Annotated in this window: 19 protein-coding genes and 1 pseudogene; 11 read left to right on the top strand and 9 right to left on the bottom strand. The window is 72.2% G+C overall.

What is annotated here, in order from left to right; translation table 11 throughout:
* Positions 1-158 precede the first annotated feature (158 nt).
* From OG618_RS00245 to OG618_RS00225, 5 genes are all read left to right on the top strand, one after another.
* Complete coding sequence (locus OG618_RS00245) at positions 159-734, top strand: DNA-binding protein (RefSeq protein ID WP_329485026.1); 576 nt, start codon at positions 159-161, stop codon at positions 732-734.
* A gap of 7 nt (positions 735-741) precedes the next feature.
* Positions 742-3,069 carry a hypothetical protein gene (locus OG618_RS00240; RefSeq protein WP_329485025.1) on the top strand — a complete coding sequence of 776 codons (2,328 nt, stop codon included), beginning with the start codon at positions 742-744 and terminating at the stop codon, positions 3,067-3,069.
* The gene (locus OG618_RS00235; RefSeq protein ID WP_329485024.1) at positions 3,066-3,794 is read left to right on the top strand and encodes a helix-turn-helix domain containing protein; all 729 of its coding nucleotides are present in this window, start codon (positions 3,066-3,068) and stop codon (positions 3,792-3,794) included. Before OG618_RS00240 ends, OG618_RS00235 begins: the two co-directional genes overlap by 4 nt.
* A gap of 147 nt (positions 3,795-3,941) precedes the next feature.
* Positions 3,942-4,208, top strand: coding sequence for a hypothetical protein (locus OG618_RS00230; protein ID WP_329485023.1), 267 nt, complete (start codon positions 3,942-3,944; stop codon positions 4,206-4,208).
* 103 nt (positions 4,209-4,311) lie between these two features.
* The gene (locus tag OG618_RS00225) at positions 4,312-6,687 is read left to right on the top strand and encodes a DEAD/DEAH box helicase (protein ID WP_329485022.1); all 2,376 of its coding nucleotides are present in this window, start codon (positions 4,312-4,314) and stop codon (positions 6,685-6,687) included.
* A 160-nt stretch (positions 6,688-6,847) separates the two neighbouring features.
* Here OG618_RS00225 and OG618_RS00220 read toward each other — a convergent pair whose 3' ends face one another.
* The 5 genes from OG618_RS00220 to OG618_RS00200 form a co-directional block, all read right to left on the bottom strand.
* Positions 6,848-7,738: a helix-turn-helix domain-containing protein gene (locus OG618_RS00220; RefSeq protein ID WP_329485021.1), complete on the bottom strand. Its 891-nt coding sequence runs from the start codon at positions 7,736-7,738 to the stop codon at positions 6,848-6,850.
* A 7-nt stretch (positions 7,739-7,745) separates the two neighbouring features.
* The gene (locus OG618_RS00215) at positions 7,746-8,006 is read right to left on the bottom strand and encodes a hypothetical protein (RefSeq protein ID WP_329485020.1); all 261 of its coding nucleotides are present in this window, start codon (positions 8,004-8,006) and stop codon (positions 7,746-7,748) included.
* A gap of 480 nt (positions 8,007-8,486) precedes the next feature.
* A complete protein-coding gene (locus OG618_RS00210; protein WP_329485019.1) occupies positions 8,487-10,364 on the bottom strand; it encodes a hypothetical protein in 1,878 nt (625 codons plus the stop codon).
* Positions 10,361-10,828 (bottom strand): hypothetical protein, encoded by a 468-nt coding sequence (locus OG618_RS00205; protein WP_329485018.1) that lies wholly within the window; start codon positions 10,826-10,828, stop codon positions 10,361-10,363. The genes OG618_RS00210 and OG618_RS00205 overlap by 4 nt, the downstream gene beginning before the upstream one ends.
* A gap of 52 nt (positions 10,829-10,880) precedes the next feature.
* Positions 10,881-12,059, bottom strand: coding sequence for a dsDNA nuclease domain-containing protein (locus OG618_RS00200; RefSeq protein WP_329485017.1), 1,179 nt, complete (start codon positions 12,057-12,059; stop codon positions 10,881-10,883).
* A gap of 109 nt (positions 12,060-12,168) precedes the next feature.
* Between OG618_RS00200 and OG618_RS00195 the strand changes: the two genes are divergently transcribed.
* A complete protein-coding gene (locus OG618_RS00195; RefSeq protein ID WP_329485016.1) occupies positions 12,169-12,852 on the top strand; it encodes a hypothetical protein in 684 nt (227 codons plus the stop codon).
* 1,148 nt (positions 12,853-14,000) lie between these two features.
* Positions 14,001-14,657, top strand: a complete 657-nt coding sequence (locus OG618_RS00190) for a hypothetical protein (protein ID WP_329485015.1) — start codon at positions 14,001-14,003, stop codon at positions 14,655-14,657.
* 213 nt (positions 14,658-14,870) lie between these two features.
* Here the strand turns inward: OG618_RS00190 and OG618_RS00185 are convergent, their stop codons facing one another.
* The 4 genes and pseudogenes from OG618_RS00185 to OG618_RS37930 all read right to left on the bottom strand — a co-directional run.
* Positions 14,871-15,254: a hypothetical protein gene (locus tag OG618_RS00185; protein WP_329485014.1), complete on the bottom strand. Its 384-nt coding sequence runs from the start codon at positions 15,252-15,254 to the stop codon at positions 14,871-14,873.
* Positions 15,224-15,877 carry a replication-relaxation family protein gene (locus tag OG618_RS00180; protein WP_329485013.1) on the bottom strand — a complete coding sequence of 218 codons (654 nt, stop codon included), beginning with the start codon at positions 15,875-15,877 and terminating at the stop codon, positions 15,224-15,226. The genes OG618_RS00185 and OG618_RS00180 overlap by 31 nt, the downstream gene beginning before the upstream one ends.
* Before the next feature lie 227 nt (positions 15,878-16,104).
* A complete protein-coding gene (locus OG618_RS00175) occupies positions 16,105-16,491 on the bottom strand; it encodes a hypothetical protein (protein WP_329485012.1) in 387 nt (128 codons plus the stop codon).
* 106 nt (positions 16,492-16,597) lie between these two features.
* Positions 16,598-16,936: pseudogene (locus OG618_RS37930) on the bottom strand (replication-relaxation family protein); the annotation flags it as partial.
* A gap of 303 nt (positions 16,937-17,239) precedes the next feature.
* On the opposite strand from OG618_RS37930, the gene OG618_RS00170 reads away from it, so the two are divergent.
* The 4 genes from OG618_RS00170 (at position 17,240) to OG618_RS00155 (ending at position 20,504) form a co-directional block, all read left to right on the top strand.
* Positions 17,240-18,715, top strand: a complete 1,476-nt coding sequence (locus tag OG618_RS00170) for an APC family permease (RefSeq protein ID WP_329485011.1) — start codon at positions 17,240-17,242, stop codon at positions 18,713-18,715.
* A gap of 327 nt (positions 18,716-19,042) precedes the next feature.
* Positions 19,043-19,561 carry a hypothetical protein gene (locus OG618_RS00165; RefSeq protein ID WP_329485010.1) on the top strand — a complete coding sequence of 173 codons (519 nt, stop codon included), beginning with the start codon at positions 19,043-19,045 and terminating at the stop codon, positions 19,559-19,561.
* 112 nt (positions 19,562-19,673) lie between these two features.
* On the top strand, positions 19,674-20,090 hold the full coding sequence (locus tag OG618_RS00160) for a hypothetical protein (RefSeq protein WP_329485009.1): 417 nt from the start codon (positions 19,674-19,676) through the stop codon (positions 20,088-20,090).
* A gap of 210 nt (positions 20,091-20,300) precedes the next feature.
* Complete coding sequence (locus OG618_RS00155; RefSeq protein WP_329485008.1) at positions 20,301-20,504, top strand: hypothetical protein; 204 nt, start codon at positions 20,301-20,303, stop codon at positions 20,502-20,504.
* Positions 20,505-20,670 lie beyond the last annotated feature (166 nt).

The raw sequence follows: 20,670 nt of genomic DNA, 5'->3' as shown, positions 1-20,670 counted from the left end.
ATGCTTATGTTACTTACTGAAAAGGCGTGGACAGTGTTGGTGGGGAGGCGTAGAGTCGCTCTAGCGTTTCAAGGTAGGTGAATAGGCGTAGGGGGGTTGTGGGTGTGTTCGTGACGACGGGGCAGGCCGGGACGGCGTTGGGGTGTTCGATCCCGACGGTGAAGAAGTTGATGGCCACGGGGGTGGTGCCGGGCGTGCGCGACACCGGTCGGCAGGTGTTCCCGCTGGCCGCTCTCCAGCGGTTGCAGGCCCGCCCGGCCGCCGACCTGACCGCGCTGGGCGTGGCCGAGGTGGCGGTGCTGCGCTCGGACGCCCCGCAGCGGGTGGAGGAGCCGGACCGCGAGTGGATCGGCTTCGGCATCGGCCTGGACCAGGCGCAGCTGCTGGCCGCGCTGTCCGGGTGGTGGCGGTGCGACCCGGCCCGCGTCTCGACCGGCGCCGTGCTGCCGGTGACGGTGGCCTCCTTCGTGGTCGCGGTACTGACCGGCATTCAGGAGTGGGAGGGCGACGGCGCGGTCGGCACCGCGGGCCGGTACCGGTTCCCGAAGGCGCGGTTGGCCGGCTACCTGACCGACCTCACCGTCCCCGCGAACGCCGCCGACCCCACCGACCCGGAGGACGCCCGCCTGGCGAGCCTGCTGCTCGGCACCCGCCTGGCGTCCGTGTCCGGCGGCCCGATCGCCTACGTCACCACCCGCCCGACCACCGACACCACCGTCGCCGAGGGGGAGTGACCCGCTGATGGACCGTAAGACGTACACCGCCGAGCTCGCCGGTCTGCGCGAGCTGCGCACCGAGATCACGGCCGCCGAGAAGCAGGTCGCGGCCGCGCGGAAGGAGCTGGACAAGCTCACCGCCCAGCGCTCGCGCCGCGTGGCAGGCCTGGCGGGGTACGAGGGCGCCCAGGCGCCGGCCATCGCGAAGGCCTCCGGGCTGTCGGTCGGCGACGTCGTGCGGATCGCCCCGCTGCTGGACCCGACCCCGGCCGCCGTCCGCACCGCCAAGGTCGAGGACCAGGCCGCCACCGCCGCGCCCGCCCCGGCGTCGACGGCGGAGCCGGTCGCCGAGCCCGCCGTCGCGGTCGCCCCGGCGCTGACCCGCCCCGCCCCGGCCCTTGTCGTCGAGCAGCCGGCCCCGGCCGCCCCGGTGGCGGAGGCGCTGACCGAGGTCGAGGACCAGGCCGTCGCCGAGCAGCCCGCCCCGGCCGAGCCCGCTCCTGCTGCGCAGGTCGTCCCGGTCGCCGGGGAGACAGAACCCGGCGTACAGGCCACCTCGGACCCCACCACCGCGTCGATCACCAGAGCCACCGGGCAGGATGCGGCCGCTCCGGTCGCCGCCCCAGTGCGTCCGGTGGCCCAGGCGGTCGGTCCGCGTGAGCTGCCCGCCCTTCCCGAAGGCCGAGCGGGCGCGCGGTTCGAGGCCGTGACCACGGGCCTGGTGTCCAAGCGTCCGAACTTCGTCCAGCAGGCCCGCTCGACGGTGTTCCTGGACGCGGCGACCGGCGACCTGGCGGTGCGCGACCGCGTGGTGCGCCTGGACCTCGGTGCCCGCACCCCGGGGGAGATCCTGGATGCCGTCCTGCATGCCGCGCCGGGCACGGAGCGGGTCTACATCACGGCCGGAGCTCCCTGGCACGACGGCGCCGAGCGCTACTCCACGTTGAAGGACGCGGTCGCCGCCTGGCTGAACACGCCGAGCGAGCGGTGGACCACCGCCGTCGGCTCGGGCCGGGACAAGCTCGCCGGGCACTTCGTCCACCAGCGCCAGCCGGTCGGCCGCTACGCCCCCACCGCGGCCCCGGACAGCGCCACCACCGAGATCCGTTCGATGGGGGAGTGGTTCGACCCGGACGGCGCCGACGTCGTCACCTGCCGCCAGGCGTTCACGCTGCTGTGGCAGGCGCTGCGCCGCCACTGGGACGACGCCGTGCTCATGGGCTCCCCGAGTCAGACCGGCCGGGACCTGTGGTCGCGCACGATCCCGACCACGGGCAAGTGGGCCGGCGGCTACCCGGTCCTGTCCGAGGAGCTGCGCGGGTTGCTGCACGCGACCGGCGGCCAGGGCCGGACCGAGTTGCTCCTGCCGCCTCGGGTGCCGGAGCAGTTGCCGGCGTTGGTGGAGTACGACCGCACCTTCGCCTACGCGAAGCACCTGTGGAAGTCGCCGGTCGGCGTTCCGCGCCGCATCACCGCCGCCGCATTCGCCGCGATGACCGGGCAGGAGCAGGTGAAGGCGCTGATGTCCTGCTCGCACTGGAACGTGCGGGTGACGGTCCCGGCTGGGTGGAACCACGTGGGGCTGCTGCCCGCGCCGGTGACCGGGGACCGGGCCTGGGTCTACCCCTCGGCGCCGGGGACGACGTTCACGACGTGGGCGGGCGGCGCCGAGGTCCACCTGGCGCTGTCCAACCACCTGATGCCGTGGAAGGTCGAGATCCTCGGCGGCCTGCTGTTCGAGGACGGCAAGCCCTTGGACGAGTGGGGCAAGCGGTTGAAGGCGGCGTGGGCGGACCTGAGCAACCTCTCGAAGCTGCACGGTGACGAGCGCCAGCGCCAGGCGGCCTACCTCTCCTCCCGCGCGGTCCGGTCGGTGCTGCTGTTCGGGCTGGGGGGCTTCGCGCAGCGCCCGCGTCTGGTCTCCGGCACCACCCCGCTCGGCGAGACCCTCCCCGCCGGGGTGGAGATCCTCGGCCAGGGCGACAGCGTGGTGACGTGGCAGCGGCAGGCCGGCTTCTCCCGCGACCCCTACGCCCACCCGGAGTGGGCCGCCTACGTGTGGTCCGGGGCGCGGGCGGCGCTGCTGGACATGAAGTACCGGCAGGGCAAGGAGGTCATCGGCCACGCCGGCGCCCTGCACGCGAAGCCCGGCACGGTCGTCTACTTCGGCACCGACGGCATCGCCCTGACCGAGCGCCAGCCCTGGCCCTACCGGGGCGAGGTGGGCGACTATCTCCTCAAGGGCCACCTCACCGGCCCCATCCAGCACCCGATCAGCCAGGAGCAGTACCTGCAGCTGCGCGGCCTGGGCCGCGCCGAACTCGCCGCCACCGAGAAGGGCGCTGACCAGTGAGCCCGGCCGATCCGAACCACCCGAACGAGGCCGCCCGGTTGACCCAGGAGCTGATCGACCAGGGCTACACCAAACGCCAGGTCGCCAAGATGCTCGGCCGCGACGCCTCGCTGGTCTCGCAGTTCTTCACCAAGGGCAAGGGCGCCAGCATGGTCGGTGCCCTGCGCCAGCTGGTGCGGGCCGTGCGCGGCGGCGAACGCGACGCCGAGGCCCTTTCGGCCGTTGCCCAGGAGAACGTCGAGCGCCGCCGCACCAGGACGGGGCAGAAGGCGCGGGTGCGGGGCAAGGACGTGATCGGCACCCCGGGCGGGAGCATGGCCGGCCGGGCGGGGAAGCAGGCGATCAGGTCCGGTGCCGCGCACCTGGCGGCCGTGGTTCACGCGGCCGCGGCCGCCGACGGCCGGGTCGCGCTGACGGTGCGGATGCTCTCCCGCCACTTCACCCTGGCGGCCGGGTCGAGGCAGGACTCTCCGGGCATCCGGCGCGGCGTGGTGCCGCGCGCCGACGGCACCGAGGAGCGTACCTACGGCTCCTCCGCCACCGGCGGCTTCCCCGCCACCGAGTGGTCGCGGCGGGTGGCCGCCTCGCACGGCGACGTCGTCCACGCGGTACGGACCTGGCTGGTCGAGACCGGTCGCGCCACCGAGGACGCCGAGATCGTCTACCTGGAAATCCGCACCTGGACCCCCGCCGGACACCAGAGCTCCGACGTCCTGATCGGCTGACCGGCCCCCGGGGACCCCGGCCGCCTCTTCCCAACCTTGGCCCGGCCCCAGGAGAGGCCTCGCGCCAGGGCGCCAACTTTCGTGAAACCTGACCAATTTCACGAGGGACGGCTATGTTGAGGAAAAATCATCGGAAGGGGGAGCCCTATGACGGAACCCACGGAGCCCACCGGCACGCCTCGTGCTCTTCGAATCAGCTTCGAGTTCGAGGTGCCGAGAGGCCTGAAGCGGAACATCCACGGAGCCAAGATCCAGAAGGCGCTCGACACGATCTCGGACCGGGTCATCGGACTCGCCGAAGGCCTGTTCCCCTGGGCCGCCAAGGTCACGGTCCGAAAGCAGTGGGTCTACAACTGGACGGACGACACCGACACCTACGAACTGCCGGCCAACGCCGACAACACCCCCGAATAGCCGCACGGGGTGGGCACCCCGACCGGGCGCCCACCCCGTGCCACCTCCCGCCCCACCCCGGCCCCGCATCCGCACCACCCGGCAGAACAGGAGACGCACCGCCGTGGAGACCACCACCGCCACCGAGGCCGGCGTCTCGGCCGCTTCCCCCGACCGGCCCGGACAGCCGGTTCCGGCGCAGCCGACCGGCACCGCCACGGTGAACCCGCTGCCGCTGCACTGGTTCCAGAAGGACGCCGTCGCCGCTGCGGTGAAGGCCGTGAAGAATGGCGGCCGGGCGACGGTCGTCGCCGCCACCGGCTCCGGCAAGACCCTGATCGCCGCCGGCTGCGCGCGGCGCCTGGCGGCGAAGGGCCGGCTGCTGGTCCTGGTGCCGACGATCGAGTTGCTGGAGCAGACCGCCGCCGCCTGGTCGCTGAAGGGCGGCCGCCGGGGGCTGGCGGTGGCGGCGTGTTCGCGGGCGGAGGCGCTGGAGAGCGCGGAGGCCGGCGGCCGCGTTCACGCCGAGGTGTCCACCCAGGCGGCCCGGATCGCCGACCTGGTCAAGGGAGCCTCGGACGGCCAGCCGGTGACCGTCTACGCCACGTACGCCTCGCTGGAGCGCATCGTCCAGGCACACCAGCAGTTCAATCTGCCCGCCTGGGACGTCGTGATCATCGACGAGGCACACCGGACGGCAGGCTCCGAAGGGAAGGCGTGGGCGGCGATCCACTCCGACGACAAGGTCCCCGCGCTGCGCCGGCTGTACCTCACCGCCACCCCGAAGATCGCCGACGACACCCGCGCGAAGCCGGGCCTGGCCGACCTCACCGCCGACGCCGACGGCCAGGGCGCGGAGCAGCTGCCCGCGCTCTGCTCCATGACGGACACCTCGATCTACGGCGAGACCGTCTACACCTGGACGCTCGGCCAGGGCATCGAGCACGGCTACCTCGCCGACTACCGCGTCCTGGTGCCCGTCGTCACCGACGAGGACCTGCGTGAACTCCTCAACCTGCCCGCCGTCGCCGACCTCCGCTCCCAGCGCTCCAACGAGGAACTCCTGCGCCTCGCGTTGCAGATCGCGGTGCTGCGCGCCGTCGCCGACCTCCAGCTGCGCCGGGTCATCACCTTCCACTCCCGCGTCGCCGCCGCCCGGGAGTTCGCCGCCACCATGAACGCCACCGCCGAGCTGCTCCCGGATGCGGACCGGCCGGAGCGGGTGACCGCCCTCGCGGTGGCCGGCAGCGACAAGCTGAAGGACCGCCGCGCGGCGTTCGCCACCTTCTCGGCCACCACCGGAGAGCGGCCCGGGGAGGAGGGCGAGGAGTGCTGCATCATCTGCAACAGCCGGCTCCTGAACGAGGGCATCGACGTCGAGGCCGTGGACGCCATCGTCTTCGCGGATCCGAAGTCGAGCGTCATCGACGTCGTCCAGGCCGTCGGCCGGGCCCTGCGCCAGTCCTACCGGCAGGGCAAGGTCTCCTGGGTCATCATCCCCGTCTACCTGCCCACCCCCGAGATCGGCGACGACACCCAGGCCGCCGACCCGGCCGAGATCCAGGACGCGGGCGAGGCCGTGAAGGCCGAGGCCGACGACGAGATCGAGGCCTCCTCCTTCCGCACCATCTGGCGCGTCCTGCGCGCCCTGGCCGCCCACGACGCCCGCGTCGTCGGCCGGATCACCGAGCTGCGCACCCGCCGGGTCGGCGAGAAGGACCAGGACACCATCACCGAGTCCGAGGAGGGCGAGGAGACCGGCGAGGCCGGTGACGCCGAGCAGCCGGCCGCCCCGGAGTCGCCGGTGGACTGGCTGCGGATCAACGCCCGCGAGCACGCCGCCCAGATCCTCCGGACCGTGAAGCTGCGCGCCTTCAACCCGCGCGCCACCGAGTGGCAGCGGATGTACCAGCTGGCCGCCGCGTTCCACACCGGCCACCACCACCTCGACCCCACCGACAAGACCCGCGACGGCGCGCTGATCTCCTGGCTCGACCGGCAGCGCTACCTCCACGGTGCCGGCCTCCTCGCCCCGGTCCGCATCCACGAACTCGACCAGCTCGGCATGATCTGGGACAAACACGCCCGCTCCTGGGACCGCGGCTACGCCCACGCCCGCGCCTGGGCCCAGAGGCACGGCCACCTGGCGATCCCCGCCGCCGAGAAGCGCGACGGCCACGCCGTGGGCGCCTGGGTCGGCCGCCAGCGCAAGAACGCCAAGCTCACGGCAGAGCAGGACGCCAAGCTGACCGCCCTGGACGCGATGTGGCGCATCGACCCGGACTGGAACCGCTCCTACCGCCGCCTGCTCGCCTACCTCACCGCCGGCGGCACCCTCACCGGCCCGGCCAACCGCACCGGCGGCGAAGGCGACCCGACCTTTCGACCGGGTGCGTGGCTGCGCAAGCAGGACAAGGCCCGCGCCGACGGCAAGCTCAGCGCCCAGCAGACCGCGCTCCTGGACGCGCTCCACCGGCACTCCGAAACCGATGCCAGCTGACCCGCCTCGTACACCCGCCGTCCCAGCTCACCGGGCCGGGACGGCCTATTTATAGTCTCCTTTGGGTTGGTCGACGGTGTCGTTGGTGACTGCCTGTCCCGTCCGTGCTGTGGGGCTTTCCGGGCTCGGTCTACCGCCTGCTGCGCCCCGGTCGGGCTGCTCAGTAGTCGAGCGCGATCTCCGCGGCTTTGAAGGGGTCGTATGGCCGGGGCCACGGGGCGTACTCGTCGTCCGGGATGCGTGACAGGTAGGCGCTGCGAAGGGTGGTTTCCCAGCCGTCTCGTCTGAGCAGTTGGAAGCGCCAGCGGTCCATTTCACGGCGCTGTTCCTCTCTCTCCAGTTCCTCGGGCGGGACGTGGTGGCTGAGGGGAACGCCGCGCAGACGGCGGGCCTGGGCGCGGACGCGCAGTGCCGGATCGTCGTCGAGGAGGCGCATGTAGGCGGAGATCCAGGCATCCCTGCGCGGGGCCGGTACGCCACAGCCGGTGAGGAACGCATCGAGGAGTTCCGGGGAGGGGAGCTGGGGCTTGGCGCGGCTGTCGAGGAGACGGTCGAGGGTGGTGTGGGGGAGGTGGCCCGGCGGGGCCGCGCGCTCGAGTTCGCGGCTGGAGGGGGCGCCGGCCTGGAGGTGGATGTAGCGCATCGCGATGAGCAGTTCGGGCAGGCTTCTGACGTCGCTCGGGGCAAGGTGCGGGGGAGGCGGGGCGATGGACGGGCTGCCGGTTGCGATGGTGTCCTGCATGGACCGGACCCACGCCTTGCGTGCGGCCTCCCAGGCGGCGCCGCGGGCGGCGTTCAGGCGCAGCCGTAGGGCCTTGGCCGGGTTGCCTCCGCAGGCCTTCGCGAAGGCGGCGGTGACCTCCTGTGCCGGGACCTGCTCGCCGTTGGCCGCGCGCCGGAAGGTGGCCGCGGAGTACCCGCTGGTGTGCGGGTGTGCAGCGAGCTCGCGGTAGCCGAGGCCGGCAGCGGTGCGCAGGCCGCGCAGGTGTTGGGCGAGCGCCCGCAATTCCTTGCTGGCGCTGTCCGGGAGCGGCTTCTCGGGGCGTGACACGGCCCGGTCACCGGCCCTGCCGGGCCGAGGTGCCGCTGCGCGGTCGGCCGGGTCCGGTGCCGACGGAAAGGTCTGCGAGCTTCACCACGGCCGACGGCAGAGCGACCGCCTCGACCACGGTGGTGACGTTCACGCCGAGGGCGATGGCAACGGCTGTGGTGAGCAGGACGACGACGACCACCAGGCGCTGCCGGACACCGGCTGGCAGGCGGTTCCCGCGGTCCTGCGGGCCGACGCAGAACAGGCGGAGGAATCGGGGCTTGGGCATGCTTGGGCAAGTCCTGTCGGAAGGAGGAGGGAGTGCCGGACCTGAGGGCCCGCCAGGGCACGTGCGCCGCAGGGGATCGGTAGGTGCGAGGCGGCTCCTGTGGCTGGGAACAACCATGGCGCGAGAGCGCTGTCGACGCCAACCTGCGGTCCCGCCTTGATGCACATCCGCCCCCACACGTCCCATGAGGTCGCGGTAACCCACATCCTGCTTCCCCCAGCACGACCAGCAAGGACACCGCACCGATGCGTCAGATCCGCCCCAGCTCTTCCCGGACCCCGGTAGACCCACCACTACGCCGCACCACCGACAGTCGCACCTTCGGCTGGCCAACCGCTCACGAGCCGGCTGGGACAGGCCCTTGGCTCGGGAACCCGTCCTGCGGTCCCGTCCCGCACCTCTGCACCCGGACGTCTCGGTGCCAGCCTGTGCTCGCTGCCGAGCTGCTCTGCAGGCCGCCCAGCGTGCTGCGCCGACGTGCTATGCCTGCGGTTCGGTCTCGGGGACTAGGCGGTCGGTGTCCGACAGGGTGAGGGCGACGTGGACTCCGGGGATGGGGGGCGGGTCGTTGTCTACGACGATGATCTGCAGCTCTTCCCCGTGCTGCTGGGTGGTAGCCAGCAGGGTGGCGTACATCTTCTCCAGTCGTGTGAGGTCGATGCCTTCATGGCCGACATTGCTGCTGACACCGTCGATGATCAGCAGGTTGGGCAGGAGGCTCTCGGGGTGTGCCAGCGCGACGAGTTGGTGTGCCAGGGCGTGGGCGACGTTGACCATGACTTCGACGCCTTGTGAGCTGAGTTCGGAGAAGGCGCGTCCGTCGACGATGGGCAGGTAGTTCTTGCGGCTGATGTAGGAGCCGGGGCGGGGTTCGAAGCGTGGCGCGTCGAAGGAGCGCAGGGTGTTCTCGAAGGCATGGTCGAGCTCGGCCATGCGTTCTGCCGCTGCCGGGTTGCGGTGGCGGGAGGCGTCCAGCCGGCTGATCAGGTCTTCGCGTTCCCGCTCGAGTTCGGCGATCCGGCTGCCCTGGTTCTGCAGGCGTTGGTGAAGCGCGAGTGCGTCCGCGATGCGTAGCAGTTGCTCTTCGAGCCTGGCCTGGTCGGCGCCGAACCGGCGGATGCGATCGGCCTGATCGGTCAGGAACCCCTGGGCCAGGCGGTCCAGCTGGGCACCGAGTTCTGCCCGCAGCCCGATTTTCTCCTCGCGGGCCTGCCGGAGCAGCTGGAGACGTTCTTGACTGCGGGCGATCAGCTGGTCTGTTTCGGCGACCTGTTCGATCACCCGGTCCTGCTCGGAGACCAAGGCTGTAGTGGGGACCACCGCGGGCGGGTTTTGCAGACAGAGCCTGCAGGTGTCGTCCCCTCCGCGCTCCGGCACGTCCGATCCGCACCGCGGGCACGTGTGGAACTCGAAATCGCTGAGCAGGCGCTCGGCGACGAGCGCCCGGGTGATCCTCCGGCTCTGAGCCACCAATTGGTCGCGCAGGCCGGTGAGACGGGCGACCGTCGCCGTCTCCGAGCGCAGAGAGGTGTCGGTCACCTGCAGGTCTGCCTCCGCCGCCGCGATCTGGGCGCGCAGACCGACGGTGGCGGGCTCCTGGAGGGTCCGATTCAGGTCCTGCTCCGCTTCCCGGGAGCGTGCGAGTTGCTCGATCGCCTGGGTCTGCTGTACCTGGAGCTGGGCGGCGGAGGAGAAGGAGGTGGTCTCCAGCACCCGTTCCAGCGTCTTCGCGTCGGCGGTCAGCGCCTTCAGCTCGACGGACACCGTCCTCAAGTGCTCGCGCAGTTCGATCGCCTTGGCGCTGAAGATGCCGTAGTAGATCTCGAAGACGAACTTCCGCTTGATGTCCTTGTGGTAGTTGTCCGGGGTCCCGAAGACCGACGAGTCGATCTGGTCCTGACGCAGAACGCAGTACATCAGGTAGTCGTTGATGGTGACGGGGACCAGGGCGCTGGTCTCGTCGGTGGGGGCGCGCGGCACGAGGACTTTGGGCAGTCCGAGCATCTGCAGGTACCAGTCGCGGAAGGTCAGGTCGTAGCCAGGTTCCAGGCGTGCGGCCGGCAGACGCCAGGCGTGCTCCGCGCCACCGATCTCGGCAACATCGATCTTGGCGGTGTCGGTGGTGACGAGCGGCCGCACGATGCGAAACCTGCGGTTGCCGATCAGCACGGTGCCGGTGATGGTCCTGCCCTTGAGCTCGGGAACCACGTTCACGTCGCCGCCGACCAAGGCCCGAAGGCAGCTGATGGTCGCGGTTTTGCCGCCGCTCATGGCGCCGGTGATGGCGTTGAGTCCAGGCTGGAAGTGCACGGTGCGGGTCGTGCCGCTGATCGTCAGCTCTTCGATACGCAGTCTCACAGGTGAGTCCCCCAGTCCGCGTTGACGATGTCGGGGAACGTCTCGTAGATCAGATCCTTCAAGGATGTTCCCGTGAGGTTGAAGTGCCGATGCAGCAAGCGTGCCCGCTCCCGGACGGATTCCCAGCTATCGGTTGCCGCGAGTGCCTTGGTGAGTTGATGCCCGGCGGGGGTCACCGCGTAGGTGGCCACGCTTCCGCGCTGCCGCGTGGTGATGAGCCCCTTGCCGATCAGCGCTCCCAGAAGGCCGTAGTAGGCCGGATCCCACGGACCGTAGCGGTAGCGGATCATTCTCTGCTCGATGTCTCCGGTCAACCAGGGGTTCTCGCCCGCGGCGATGCCGGGCGCACGCAGTTCCACCAGCGTGGTGAAGCGGTCTGGATACCGAAGGAGGAAGTCCAGTTTCGCCAGCTTCATCCGGCCCTCGATACCGGCTTTGCCGAAGGCGTCGACCAAGATCAGCAAGCGAGCCTGGGCATCGACCGAGGGTGGACCGCCAGTCGCGGTTGGCGTGGCGTCAGTTCTCACCGGTCGCGACCCCCCACCCGAAGTGGCACTCGTCCGACACCGAGCAGGCCCGGCCCATGAGGAGCCACGGATCCTTGGCATAGAGCGGATGCAGGTCAAGTACACCGGCGGCCGAGTTGATCTCCTGTGTCAGGTCGTCCCAGATGCGGTCCGCAGGCCGGTGCCCCTGGTCTTGGTATCGGCGAGCGATGCGGGTGGCGGTGATTCTCAGGCGCGTGTCCAGATCCTGTTCAACGCGTGAATCCTCCGGCCACACACCAAGCGCCACGTCGCTCAACCTCCGCCCGTCCGCCTCGGAACGCAGGAACTGCGCATCGTGGATCGTCCCCTCCGAAGCGCCGCCTCGACGCAACTTCCGAACAAGGTTGGTCTCGACCGCATCAATACGTTCCGAGTAGGCAGCCAGCAGCACATGGTCCGGCCGCCGCAAGCGCTGCCCCAGGTCGTACACCGAGCTGGGTGTCAGCCGCTTGCGAAGCAGAGCCTCGCTCGGGGACTCGACTCCCAGCTTCTCCTTCCAGCCGGCACCGGCTTCTCCCTGCATGGCGTCGTGAACCCGGTTCAAGATCTCCAGGTACACGGCCCGCTGCTCACCGACGCTCACCGCGGGGGCCAGCTCGGCCAGGCTCGCCAGACCTTGATCGTCGATGTGCTCACGGCGCGGCATCGTCCGGACTCTGACGAACGACAGGAAGGCGGAAACATCCGCCTCCTGTGCCTTGAGGTGCTTCGAGACTCGAGCCAGGCACTTCGGGTGATCCGCACCCGCCCCTCGGGCAAGGGCCGTGAGCGCGTCGTCCGCCGGGTCGAGAAAGCCCTCGACGGCTGCAGTCAGCAAGTACGTAAGCCCATGGTTCTGAATCGCCCGGTAAGTCCGCCACAGACTCTTCAGGGCACCCTTGGCGATGATGTCAGACAGGCCCCACGGGGCTGGATCGTCCTTCGTCTTCACCTGCAGGAAGTCCGACAGCACATTGGAGCGGTCTGTGGGGTGGTCAGTTGCGACGAGGACGTCCTCGATGTGTTCACACGTGACGTGGCGAACACCGCTGCCCTCACCCAGCATGGCGAGCACGTACCGTGCGGCCACCTTCTCCTGATACGTGTACCGGCGCAGGGTGACGGTTCCGGTGTTGTCAGGCGCCGGGATGTCGAGCGGATCCGTCACGCGCCCCCCAATGGGTCTGAGATCAGGACCTCAGGCTAGAACCGGGGAGGAGGGCCGTCGATGCTTGTGATGAAACCGTAAACGATCAGACTCGTCCGTCGGGCCGGTTGTGCTGCTGTCCGCCCTCGCCCCGCTCGCCCGCCGGTCCGGTGCGGCTGCGCCGGTTCGCTGGCTTTGGCTGCTCCCGGCCCGCTGGCTGCACGACCAGGATGGCCCCGTCGAGCCGGGGACGTTCACGCAGGCCCCCGCCGCCTACTTCGCCGGCACGCCGCTCACGGCCGGGGAGATCTCCAGCGCCGTCGCCGAACTCGTCGGCTACGAGCTGGCGGAGAGTCCCGCCGACGGCGACGAAGACGGTCCGTACCTGTTCCGGATCACCCGGAGCGGCAACGCCTGCATCCGCAGCGGCCACTCAGTGAGGAGCTACATGGACACTCAGAAGGCCACCGGAGACACCTACTACGGCAGTGTGGTCCAGGGCAACATGACCGGCGGCGTCGCCTCCACCGGCGACCACAACACGATCAACGCGGGCAACGGGATCGACAGCCAGGCCCTCACCGCCCTGGTGCAGGGGCTGCGGGACGTGGCCCCGCAGCTCGGCCTGGACGACGTCGACGCCGGGGACTTCGAGGTCGAGGTCGAGGCGCTCGAACGTGAGGGCGGCGACGCCGAGCAGGGCGCCCGGATCTGGCGCAGGATCATGCGGCTGGCCGGACCCGCACTCACCACGGCGGTCGCCTCCGGCGTAGGGGCGAAGCTCGTCGAACTCGGATCCGGCCTCTACGCCTGACCGTCCGGACGCGACAAGGCGCCGGCCGCCCGTGCGGCCGGCGCGCTCCGTCCCGCCGCCTGCCGCCGCCTTCGGCCTGCCGCGTCCACGCTCGTCCGCGTCGGCCCAGCTGAGCCGTTCTCCGTTCCCCGCCCGGGTCCGTCGTGTTCCGTCGGTTCGCGCAGGTGGCTGACCCGGTGGCCGCGCCCGCCGCCGGGTCTGCCCCGGCCGCTGCCGCCCGGCTCCCGCTGCGCCGTCGTCCGCCGGCCGCCGGGCCGCCGGTCCCCGCCGCCTGCCGCGTCCGCCTCCGGCCGCCGTCTCCGGTCTGCTGCCCCCGCCCAGCACCGTCCCGTCGGGCCCTGTCGGGCCCCGCCGCCAGCTCGTCCGCGTCCGCCGCCGCCTGCTCGTCCGCGACCCCGGCTGCCGGCCCGCGCTCGCCCGCCGGTGGCTGCCCCGGGCTGCCGTCCCTCCGTCCGCGTCGCCCCGCCCTGGTGGCCGCCTGCGTGCCCGCGCCGCCGTCCCGCGTCCGCGCCCGCCGCCGGGTCTGCCGGCCGCCGGGCCGCCGGCCGCCTACGAGCTCGGGCTGCGCGTCGTCGCAGGGCCGCCGGTCCGCTGTCCCGGGGGCCGCCCCGGCCCGCCGCCGGTCCACGCTGCCCGCGTCCGCGTCACCTTGCCGCCCGCCGCCGCTGGCCCGCCGCCGGTCCACGCTGCCCGCGTCCGCGTCACCTTGCCGCCCGCCGCCGCTGGCCGGCCTCCGGCCTGCTGCCTGGCGGGCCCGCTGGCCTCCGACCCCGCCTCCGCCCGCGACCCCGGCTGCCCGCGCCGCCGTCCCGCGCTCGCCCGTCCGCGCCGTCGGGCCGCGTTGCCGCCTGTTCTCCCGCCTCCCGCCTGCCGTCCGCCGTCCGCGTCCGCCCGGTCTGCCGCTGCCTCGCCGAGCCTCCGCCCGCCCGCGCTCGTCCGCGTCGCGTCGCCGCCAGCCGCCCCAGACGCCCCCAGACCCCGTCCCGGCCTGCCGCCGGCCGGGACGCCGGCCCGACACCACGTCCGCAGCCGGCGGCCCGATGCTGCTCCCGGTGATGACCGGCGCGTCCTACCAGTGGCGCTGACCTGCCGCTCGGTGTTCACGGGAACGGACGTCGCGGGCGGGTGCGGCGCGGGATAGTGCGGGGGTGACCGCGATTCCCGCTCGCCTGGACCTGCCCGCACGCCGACGCCGCCACGCCCGGCTGATCGCCGCCCTGACCGCCACGGTCGGGGCCTGCGCCACGGCGGCGGCCGCGCTGTACCAGCCCGTCGCCGACGCCCCGCCCGGGCAGGACGCGGTCGTGGTGGACCCCCTCCCGGTCGTCTACCTCAGCCGCACCGCGGCCCCGCTGCTGGAGGCGGCCCGGGCCGAGGACGACGCCCGGTGGCCGGCCGCCGTCGCACGGGAGCGGGAGCAGGCCCGGCGCACCAGCGCCGCGAGGGTGGCGCTGGGGCGGGCCGAGGAGATCGTGGAGGAGCCCGGGCTGTCCTGGCCCGTGCCGCTTCCGACCGCGCAGCAGAGCGCGGTCATCGACCTGGCGGGCGCCGGTGACCAGGTCGCCGAGCTGTGGCGCGCCGACCCGGCGCAGGCCGCCGCTGTGGTGCGCGAGCTGGTGGCCGGCGGGGAGTTCACCCCGGCAGAGGTTCTGGACGCGGCGGTGGAGGCGGCCGTCGGTGCCGGGCTGCTGGCGCTGGCCGACGCGGGCACGGCGTCCGATCCGAGCATGATGGCCGAGCAGTGCCTGGGCGCCGTCCCGTACCTGGTGCTCGCGGTGGCCCTGGCATCCGCCGACCTCGACTGAGTGACCGGCCAGGTAGTGCGAAAGTGGCAGCGGCACTGCGGTCCTTGATACCGCCGTGCGTCCTGCGGGTCGTTCCGCGCTGGCGGAACGAAGCGATCAACCCTGTGCTGACATCGCGCACCCTGACGGTCCAGCGGCCGGCCCGGCCAAGACACCTTGATGCCCGCCCCGGGCGGTCCGGGACGGGCATCAAGGAGCGGGCGGTGCTGCCGGTCAGGGCTTGGTGCCGGTCAGTTCCCACCAGGGGGGCCCGTCGTCGAGGTCGGAGAGCGGCCACCAGTTGTCGGCGCCTGGGCCGTCGGCCTCCAGGTCCTCCGGCTTGGCGACGCCGGCCGCCACGGTGCGCAGCATCCTGGCGACGTAGGGGGTGCGGGCGGCGGTCTCCAGGTCGGTGGCCCGGTTGGCGAAGCCGGTCTGGCCGGTGCCGGTGAGGACGAACAGCAGCCGGGGGAAGACCGGGTAGCGGCGCTCCCACAGCGGCTTGCGCCCGCCCTGGACGGCTTCGATGGTGCCGGCCCGCATCCCGGCGGGGAGCGGGGCGGTGGCCCAGTAGCGGGCGTAGGCGTTCAGCTTCGCGGCGAGCCGGGGCCCGCCCATGGTGGCGCGGTCGACCTCGACGAACGCCCGGTTGGCCACCCGCCCCCGTCGGCGGGGGTGCGCCCGTAGTGGAGCAGGCCGTCCGGGCGCACCGTGCCCTCCTTGCCCTCGGCGAAGCGGTGGGTCATATCCGGGACCAGGTCGAACGGCCCGTAGGAGTCACCGCGCGTACGGGCGTCGGCGAGGAACACCAGGTGCGTACGGACGACGGCCAGCTGGTGGTAGAGCGTGAACTTGAAGGCCTCCCGGTCCCCGGGCAGTCGGGGCGCGGGGATGTCCGCCAGCTCGGGGAACGCGGCCGCGATCCGCGCGCCGTGCTCGGTCAGGAACCAGCCCTTCGCCCGCCCGGACTGGGGCAGCACCAGCTCCTCGGCCAGGCCCTGCTCGCGCAGCCTGCGCAGCCGCGCCCGCATCTTCTCGATGCCGCTGTCGGGGGCGTGCAGGCGGCGCAGCTGCTCGGCGGTGGCGATCCGGAACTGGAACAGGGACGCCACCACCGCCCAGGTGATCTCCACCTCCCGCGTCTCGCTGTCCGGCTCCGCACCCGTCCTCGCCCTTGCCCTGTTCTTCTTCGTGGTGCTGTCGTCTGTCGTCATCGCGGTGGTGCTGTCGTCCGTCGTCATCGCGGGTGTGCCCTTTCGGCTGGCGCGGGGCCCGGTGCTCCGCGTGGTCGCCGAAGGGAACCCCCCACACCTTGGCGGATCCCTTGGTGATCGACCCGTTTGCGGTACCGATCACGTAACGGCCGCCACCAAGGTGGGGGGCCAACTTTGGTGGACTCCTTGACGGGTCGCCCGGGATACCTTGACAGCCCATCAAGGTGCCCGGCATCGGCGCAGGCCGGAGCCGTTCACAGTTCCCACGCCCCGCACGCGGGTCGGCTGGCGTCGGCGAGCGGTGACCAGACGGCGGCGCCGGGGCCGTGCTGCTCCAGGTCGGCGAGCAGGGCGGCGCCGGCCTTCACCCGCGTCAGCATCCGGGCGACCAGTGGGCGGCCGGCGGCGATGGCGTGGAGGTCGCGGATCCGCTGGCGGGCGCCCTGCTCCCCGGTGTCGGCCAGGACGAACAGCAGCCGCGGGAAGAGCACGTAGTGCTGCTGCCAGGCCGGGAGCACGCCTTGGGCGTGTGAGGTGCGCCGCAGGTGCGCCGGGATGGGGTGGTGGTCGTGGAAGCGGGCGTAGCCGATCAGCTTGGCGGCGAGCTTCTCGCTGCCCATGGTGCCGCGGTCGACCTCCACGAACGCCCGGTGCAGCGTGCGGCCCGGGCCGCCGGTCGTGGTCCAGCAGGCCGTCGGGGATCACCGCACCGCCCCCGGGGCCCGCGCCGAAGCGGTGGTAGACCTCCGGTCGCAGGTCCAGCGGCGCGCACTCGTCGCCCGCTGCCCGGGCGCCGGCCACGAACGCGGTGTGGGTGCGCACCACGGCCAGGATGTGCCCGAGCCGCAGCCGCGCCGCGCTCTTGTCCCCGGGCAGCGGTGGCGAGGCCACGCCCTCCAGCTCGGGGAACGTCCCGGCGATCCTCGCGCCGTGCTCGGTCAGGAACCAGGCCATCAGCCGGCCGGACTGCGGCAGCACGACGTCCTCGACCAGGCCCTCGTCCTTGAGCCGACGAAGACGACGGCGCATCTGCTCCGGCCCGGCCCCCGGGGTGTGCAGCACCCGCAGCTGCTCGGCGGTGGCCATCCGGAACTGGAACAGCGCGGCGACCCACGGCGTGGTCGGTCTCGGGCGGCATCGCCATCACGGACTGCTCAACGTCGGCGCCCGCCGCCCCGGTGTCGGGTCTTCGGTTGACCTTCTGGGTGTTCATGTCGGGTTGCCTGGTGGTGACAGCTGGTCATCATCGGCGGGCTCCTCGTACTGCGCGTCCGTTCGGGGTGTGATCGTGCTTATTGCCCATGGCAAACCAGGTCCAGGTGTCCCAAAGGGGACACTGGGCGGGTTCTGCCGCCGACCATGTAGGCGCAGGCGCCAAGGTAGGGAGAGGTGGCCGAGGTGGCGGAGGTCGCGACTGGCGCGCAGGACGGCGAAGGGGCCGTGGAGCTCGGGGGGTACCGGCAGGAACTGAAACGGACGCTCGGCTCGTTCCAGGTGTTCGCGATCTCGTTCGCGTTCATCTCGGTGGCGGTCGGGATCTTCGCGACCTTCGACGAGGTGCTGCAGGCCTCGGGGCCGGTCGGGATCTGGCTCTGGGTGATCGCAGCGGTGGGACAGACCCTGGTGGCGCTGGTGGTCGCGCAGTTCGCGGCCCGCATCCCGCTCAGCGGCTCCTCCTACCAGTGGGCCTCGCGGCTGGCCAGCCCCAGGGTCGGCTGGTGGTTCGGCTGGCTGACCTTCTGCTACCTGGCGATCGGCGTGGTGGCGATCGACAACGCGCTGGCGAGCCAGGCGTTCATGCCGCTCGCCGGCATCGAGGAGAACGAGGACACCGCGCGCCTGATCACGCTGGTGGTGCTGCTCGTCCAGGCCCTGCTCGCGATCGCCTCGACGCGCCTCGTCAGCTTGATCAACTCGGTCGCCGTGGGACTCGAACTGGCGCTCGTCGTGGTGGTGGCGATCGCACTCGTCGTCGCGGTGGTGGTCGGGGGTGACGGCTCGGTGGGCAACCTCACCTCACGCGGCATCGCCGCGAACGCCCCCGACTATTTCGCCGTCGGCGGCGGCCTGATGCTCGCCATGATCATGGGCCTTGCCACCCTCGTCGGCTTCGACTCCGCGGCGAACCTGGCGGAGGAGGCCAAGGATCCCTATCGCAGCGTCCCGCGCGCGATCGTGGGATCGGTGATTGCGGCCGGAGTTCTGGGCCTGCTGTTCCTGATCACACTCACCGTCGCGATCGAGGACATTCCCCGGATCAGCGCCGACGGCTCGCCGGTCGCGGCGATCATGCGCGAACGCCTCGGTCCGGTGGCGGAGAGGTCGCTGCTGGTCGCGATCTCCATCGCGTTCTTCGGCGCCGGGATCGTGGTGATGGTCGCCTGCTCGCGGCTCGTCTACGCGATGTCGCGCGACTCGCGGTTCCCCGCGTACCGGTTGATGCGGCGCGTCAGCCCGCGCACCCGGACGCCGATCCCGGCGACGGTCCTGATCTTCGCGCTGGGGGTCGTCCTGATGGTCGCACTGCCGGGCGCCGCCCTGCTGAAACTGGTCACGGCATCGACGATCCTCCCCGCTGTCACCTACGGCTCGACGGTCGTCCTCTACCTGGCCGTCCGTAGGGGGCTGAGCCGTAGGGAGAGGTCCTTCGACCTCGGGCGCCTTGAGCTGCCGGTTGCGATCTGCGCACTGGTGTGGACGCTCGTGGCACTCTTCGTGCTGGTGACGCCGGCGGAGGCACTCACCCCCGTCGTGATCGTGATCGGCCTGCTCCTCGTCGGCGGTCTGTTCTTCCTCGGCATGCTGGCCTTCGACCGCGAGGCGCTGGACGCCGAGCCGGGAGACGAGAGCGCCTTCAAGCACTGACGACCCGTCTGGCGCATCGCGCCTCCGAGATCCCTGTACACCACTCCCGCGGGACGCCACCGGATCCGGCCTGGCGCGCTCGTCCCGTCCGTCCGCCTGCCGGTTGCTTGTCTGGCTGCGCCCCGCTCTCGTCCCGGTCCGGCCCGCCGGGCCGCCGCCCGCGGCACGCCGCCGGGGCGGGGCGGTTGTCCGCCCGTTGCCCGGCCGCTGTCTGGGCCGTCGTCCCGTCGTCCCGCCACCGTGCCGGGCCGCCTGCCGCCGCCCGCTGTCCCGGCGTTGCCCCGGCCGGCCGGGCCTGTCACCGGCTGCCCGGCCGTCGGCCTCACCGTGGCCGCCATCGACCGGGCCGTCGCCGACGCCCACACCGACCTGCGCACCGCCGACCGGCACGCTGACGCCGGTGACGAGAGCGCCCTCGCCCGCGCCGCGCTCGCCTACCAGGAGTGGCAGCGCATCCGCGGCGAGGCCGCCACCGCCGCCGGCGAGACCTACGACCCGGACCGGGACCTCGGCCTGCAACGGGCCCAGACCGCGGCCCGCCACCGCCAGGACGTCGTGCAGTGCGCCGCCGAGGCCGCCCATGACGCCCGGCAGCGCACCGACGCCGCGCACCGCCAGTTCGCCGGAGCGGCTGCCGGCCCGCTGTACACCGCACTCGCCCGCGCCGGGCTGTACACGCTGACCGACGAAGACCACCAGGCGGTCCGCGAGCTCACCCGCCACCTCGACCCGGCGGCCCTGCGGCAGGTCGCCGGCTGGCTGGAGCGCACCCGCGCCACCGCTTTGGCCCTGGCCGCCGCCCAGGAACGGCCCGTTCGGCCCGTCGTACGCCGCAACCGGTTCTGACGGCCCGTTCCCTGGTCAAAGGTGTTGATTTCGCTGTTCGGCGGGCGTTGGATGGGCGCTCCCGGCCCGGGCTTCACACCCGGGCCGCCGGGCAGAAAGGACTTGGTGCCCTGTGACCGACGCCCACGCCGATCGCCCCAACATCCGCCGACACCTCGACTGCGAGGACTGCCATGCCGGACCGGACCGCGAGAACATCCGCATCACCGCGGTCGAGCGCGACCTGAGCCTCACCGAGATCTGGCACAGCCCCCAGTGCCCCACCTACACGATCGAGCGGATCCTGCTGGAGGCCAGCGCGGAGAGGGTCAAGGAGCAGGAGGCGTGGGCGAAGGAGGCGTTCCCCGCCGCCCAGGGCCGGCTGCGGGAGGCTGCCGCGGCGCTCCCGGCCGGCACCCCCGCGGACCCGTTCGCCGCGGCCCTGCTGGAACTCGTCCAGGCCCAGGCCGACGACACCGGCCGCTTCGTCACCCTGCCCACGTGGGCCGAGATCCTCGACCGGCACTTCCCGCCGACGGCCCCAGCCTGACGCGCACGCCAGGTCCGCCCGGCCGGGTGAAGACCTCCACGGCCGGGCGACACGGCTGCTCCGTTCGTCCTACAAACCGTCAGGGGATGTTCCTACCGTCGCCGGTATGACGAACCCCCAGCGCAGTACTGCGCCGACCGCACCCGCCTCAACACCCCCGTCGAAGCCGACCAGGCCGGCCTGGTTCGGAGCCGAAGGGCGGTGGGCGGCATGAGCCTGACCTCCGGCCTCAGCTGCCCCCGCACCCCGCTGCGCCGCTTCCTGGACCGGGAGATGTCCGCCGGGCCCAAGCCCCTGCGGGAGGACTTCCGTGCCCGGCACGCCGACGTGCCGCTGCTGCGGCCGCTGCCGGGGCGCACTGATTCAAGAGGGTCGTCCCGAAGCGGTGGGATGATCTCGCGGCGGCTGGTGTGATCACGGCGTCGGAGCCGTCCTGGATAAGCCCGTTCACCGGGCTGAGCCCGCGCGACTTCCGCAAGCTGCTACGTAGTTTTAGTTTGCCGCGCCGACCCGGCGAAAACTCCCCAGCGCAGGTCAGGGGCGGTGAGTTTCGCCCCCGGCTGGTCTATCCGGGTGGCAG

The sequence above is a fragment of the Kitasatospora sp. NBC_01246 genome (assembly GCF_036226505.1).
GTDB lineage: Bacteria > Actinomycetota > Actinomycetes > Streptomycetales > Streptomycetaceae > Kitasatospora.
Note: the sequence above shows the minus strand (reverse complement) of the source record. Positions and strands in the feature narration are given on the sequence as shown.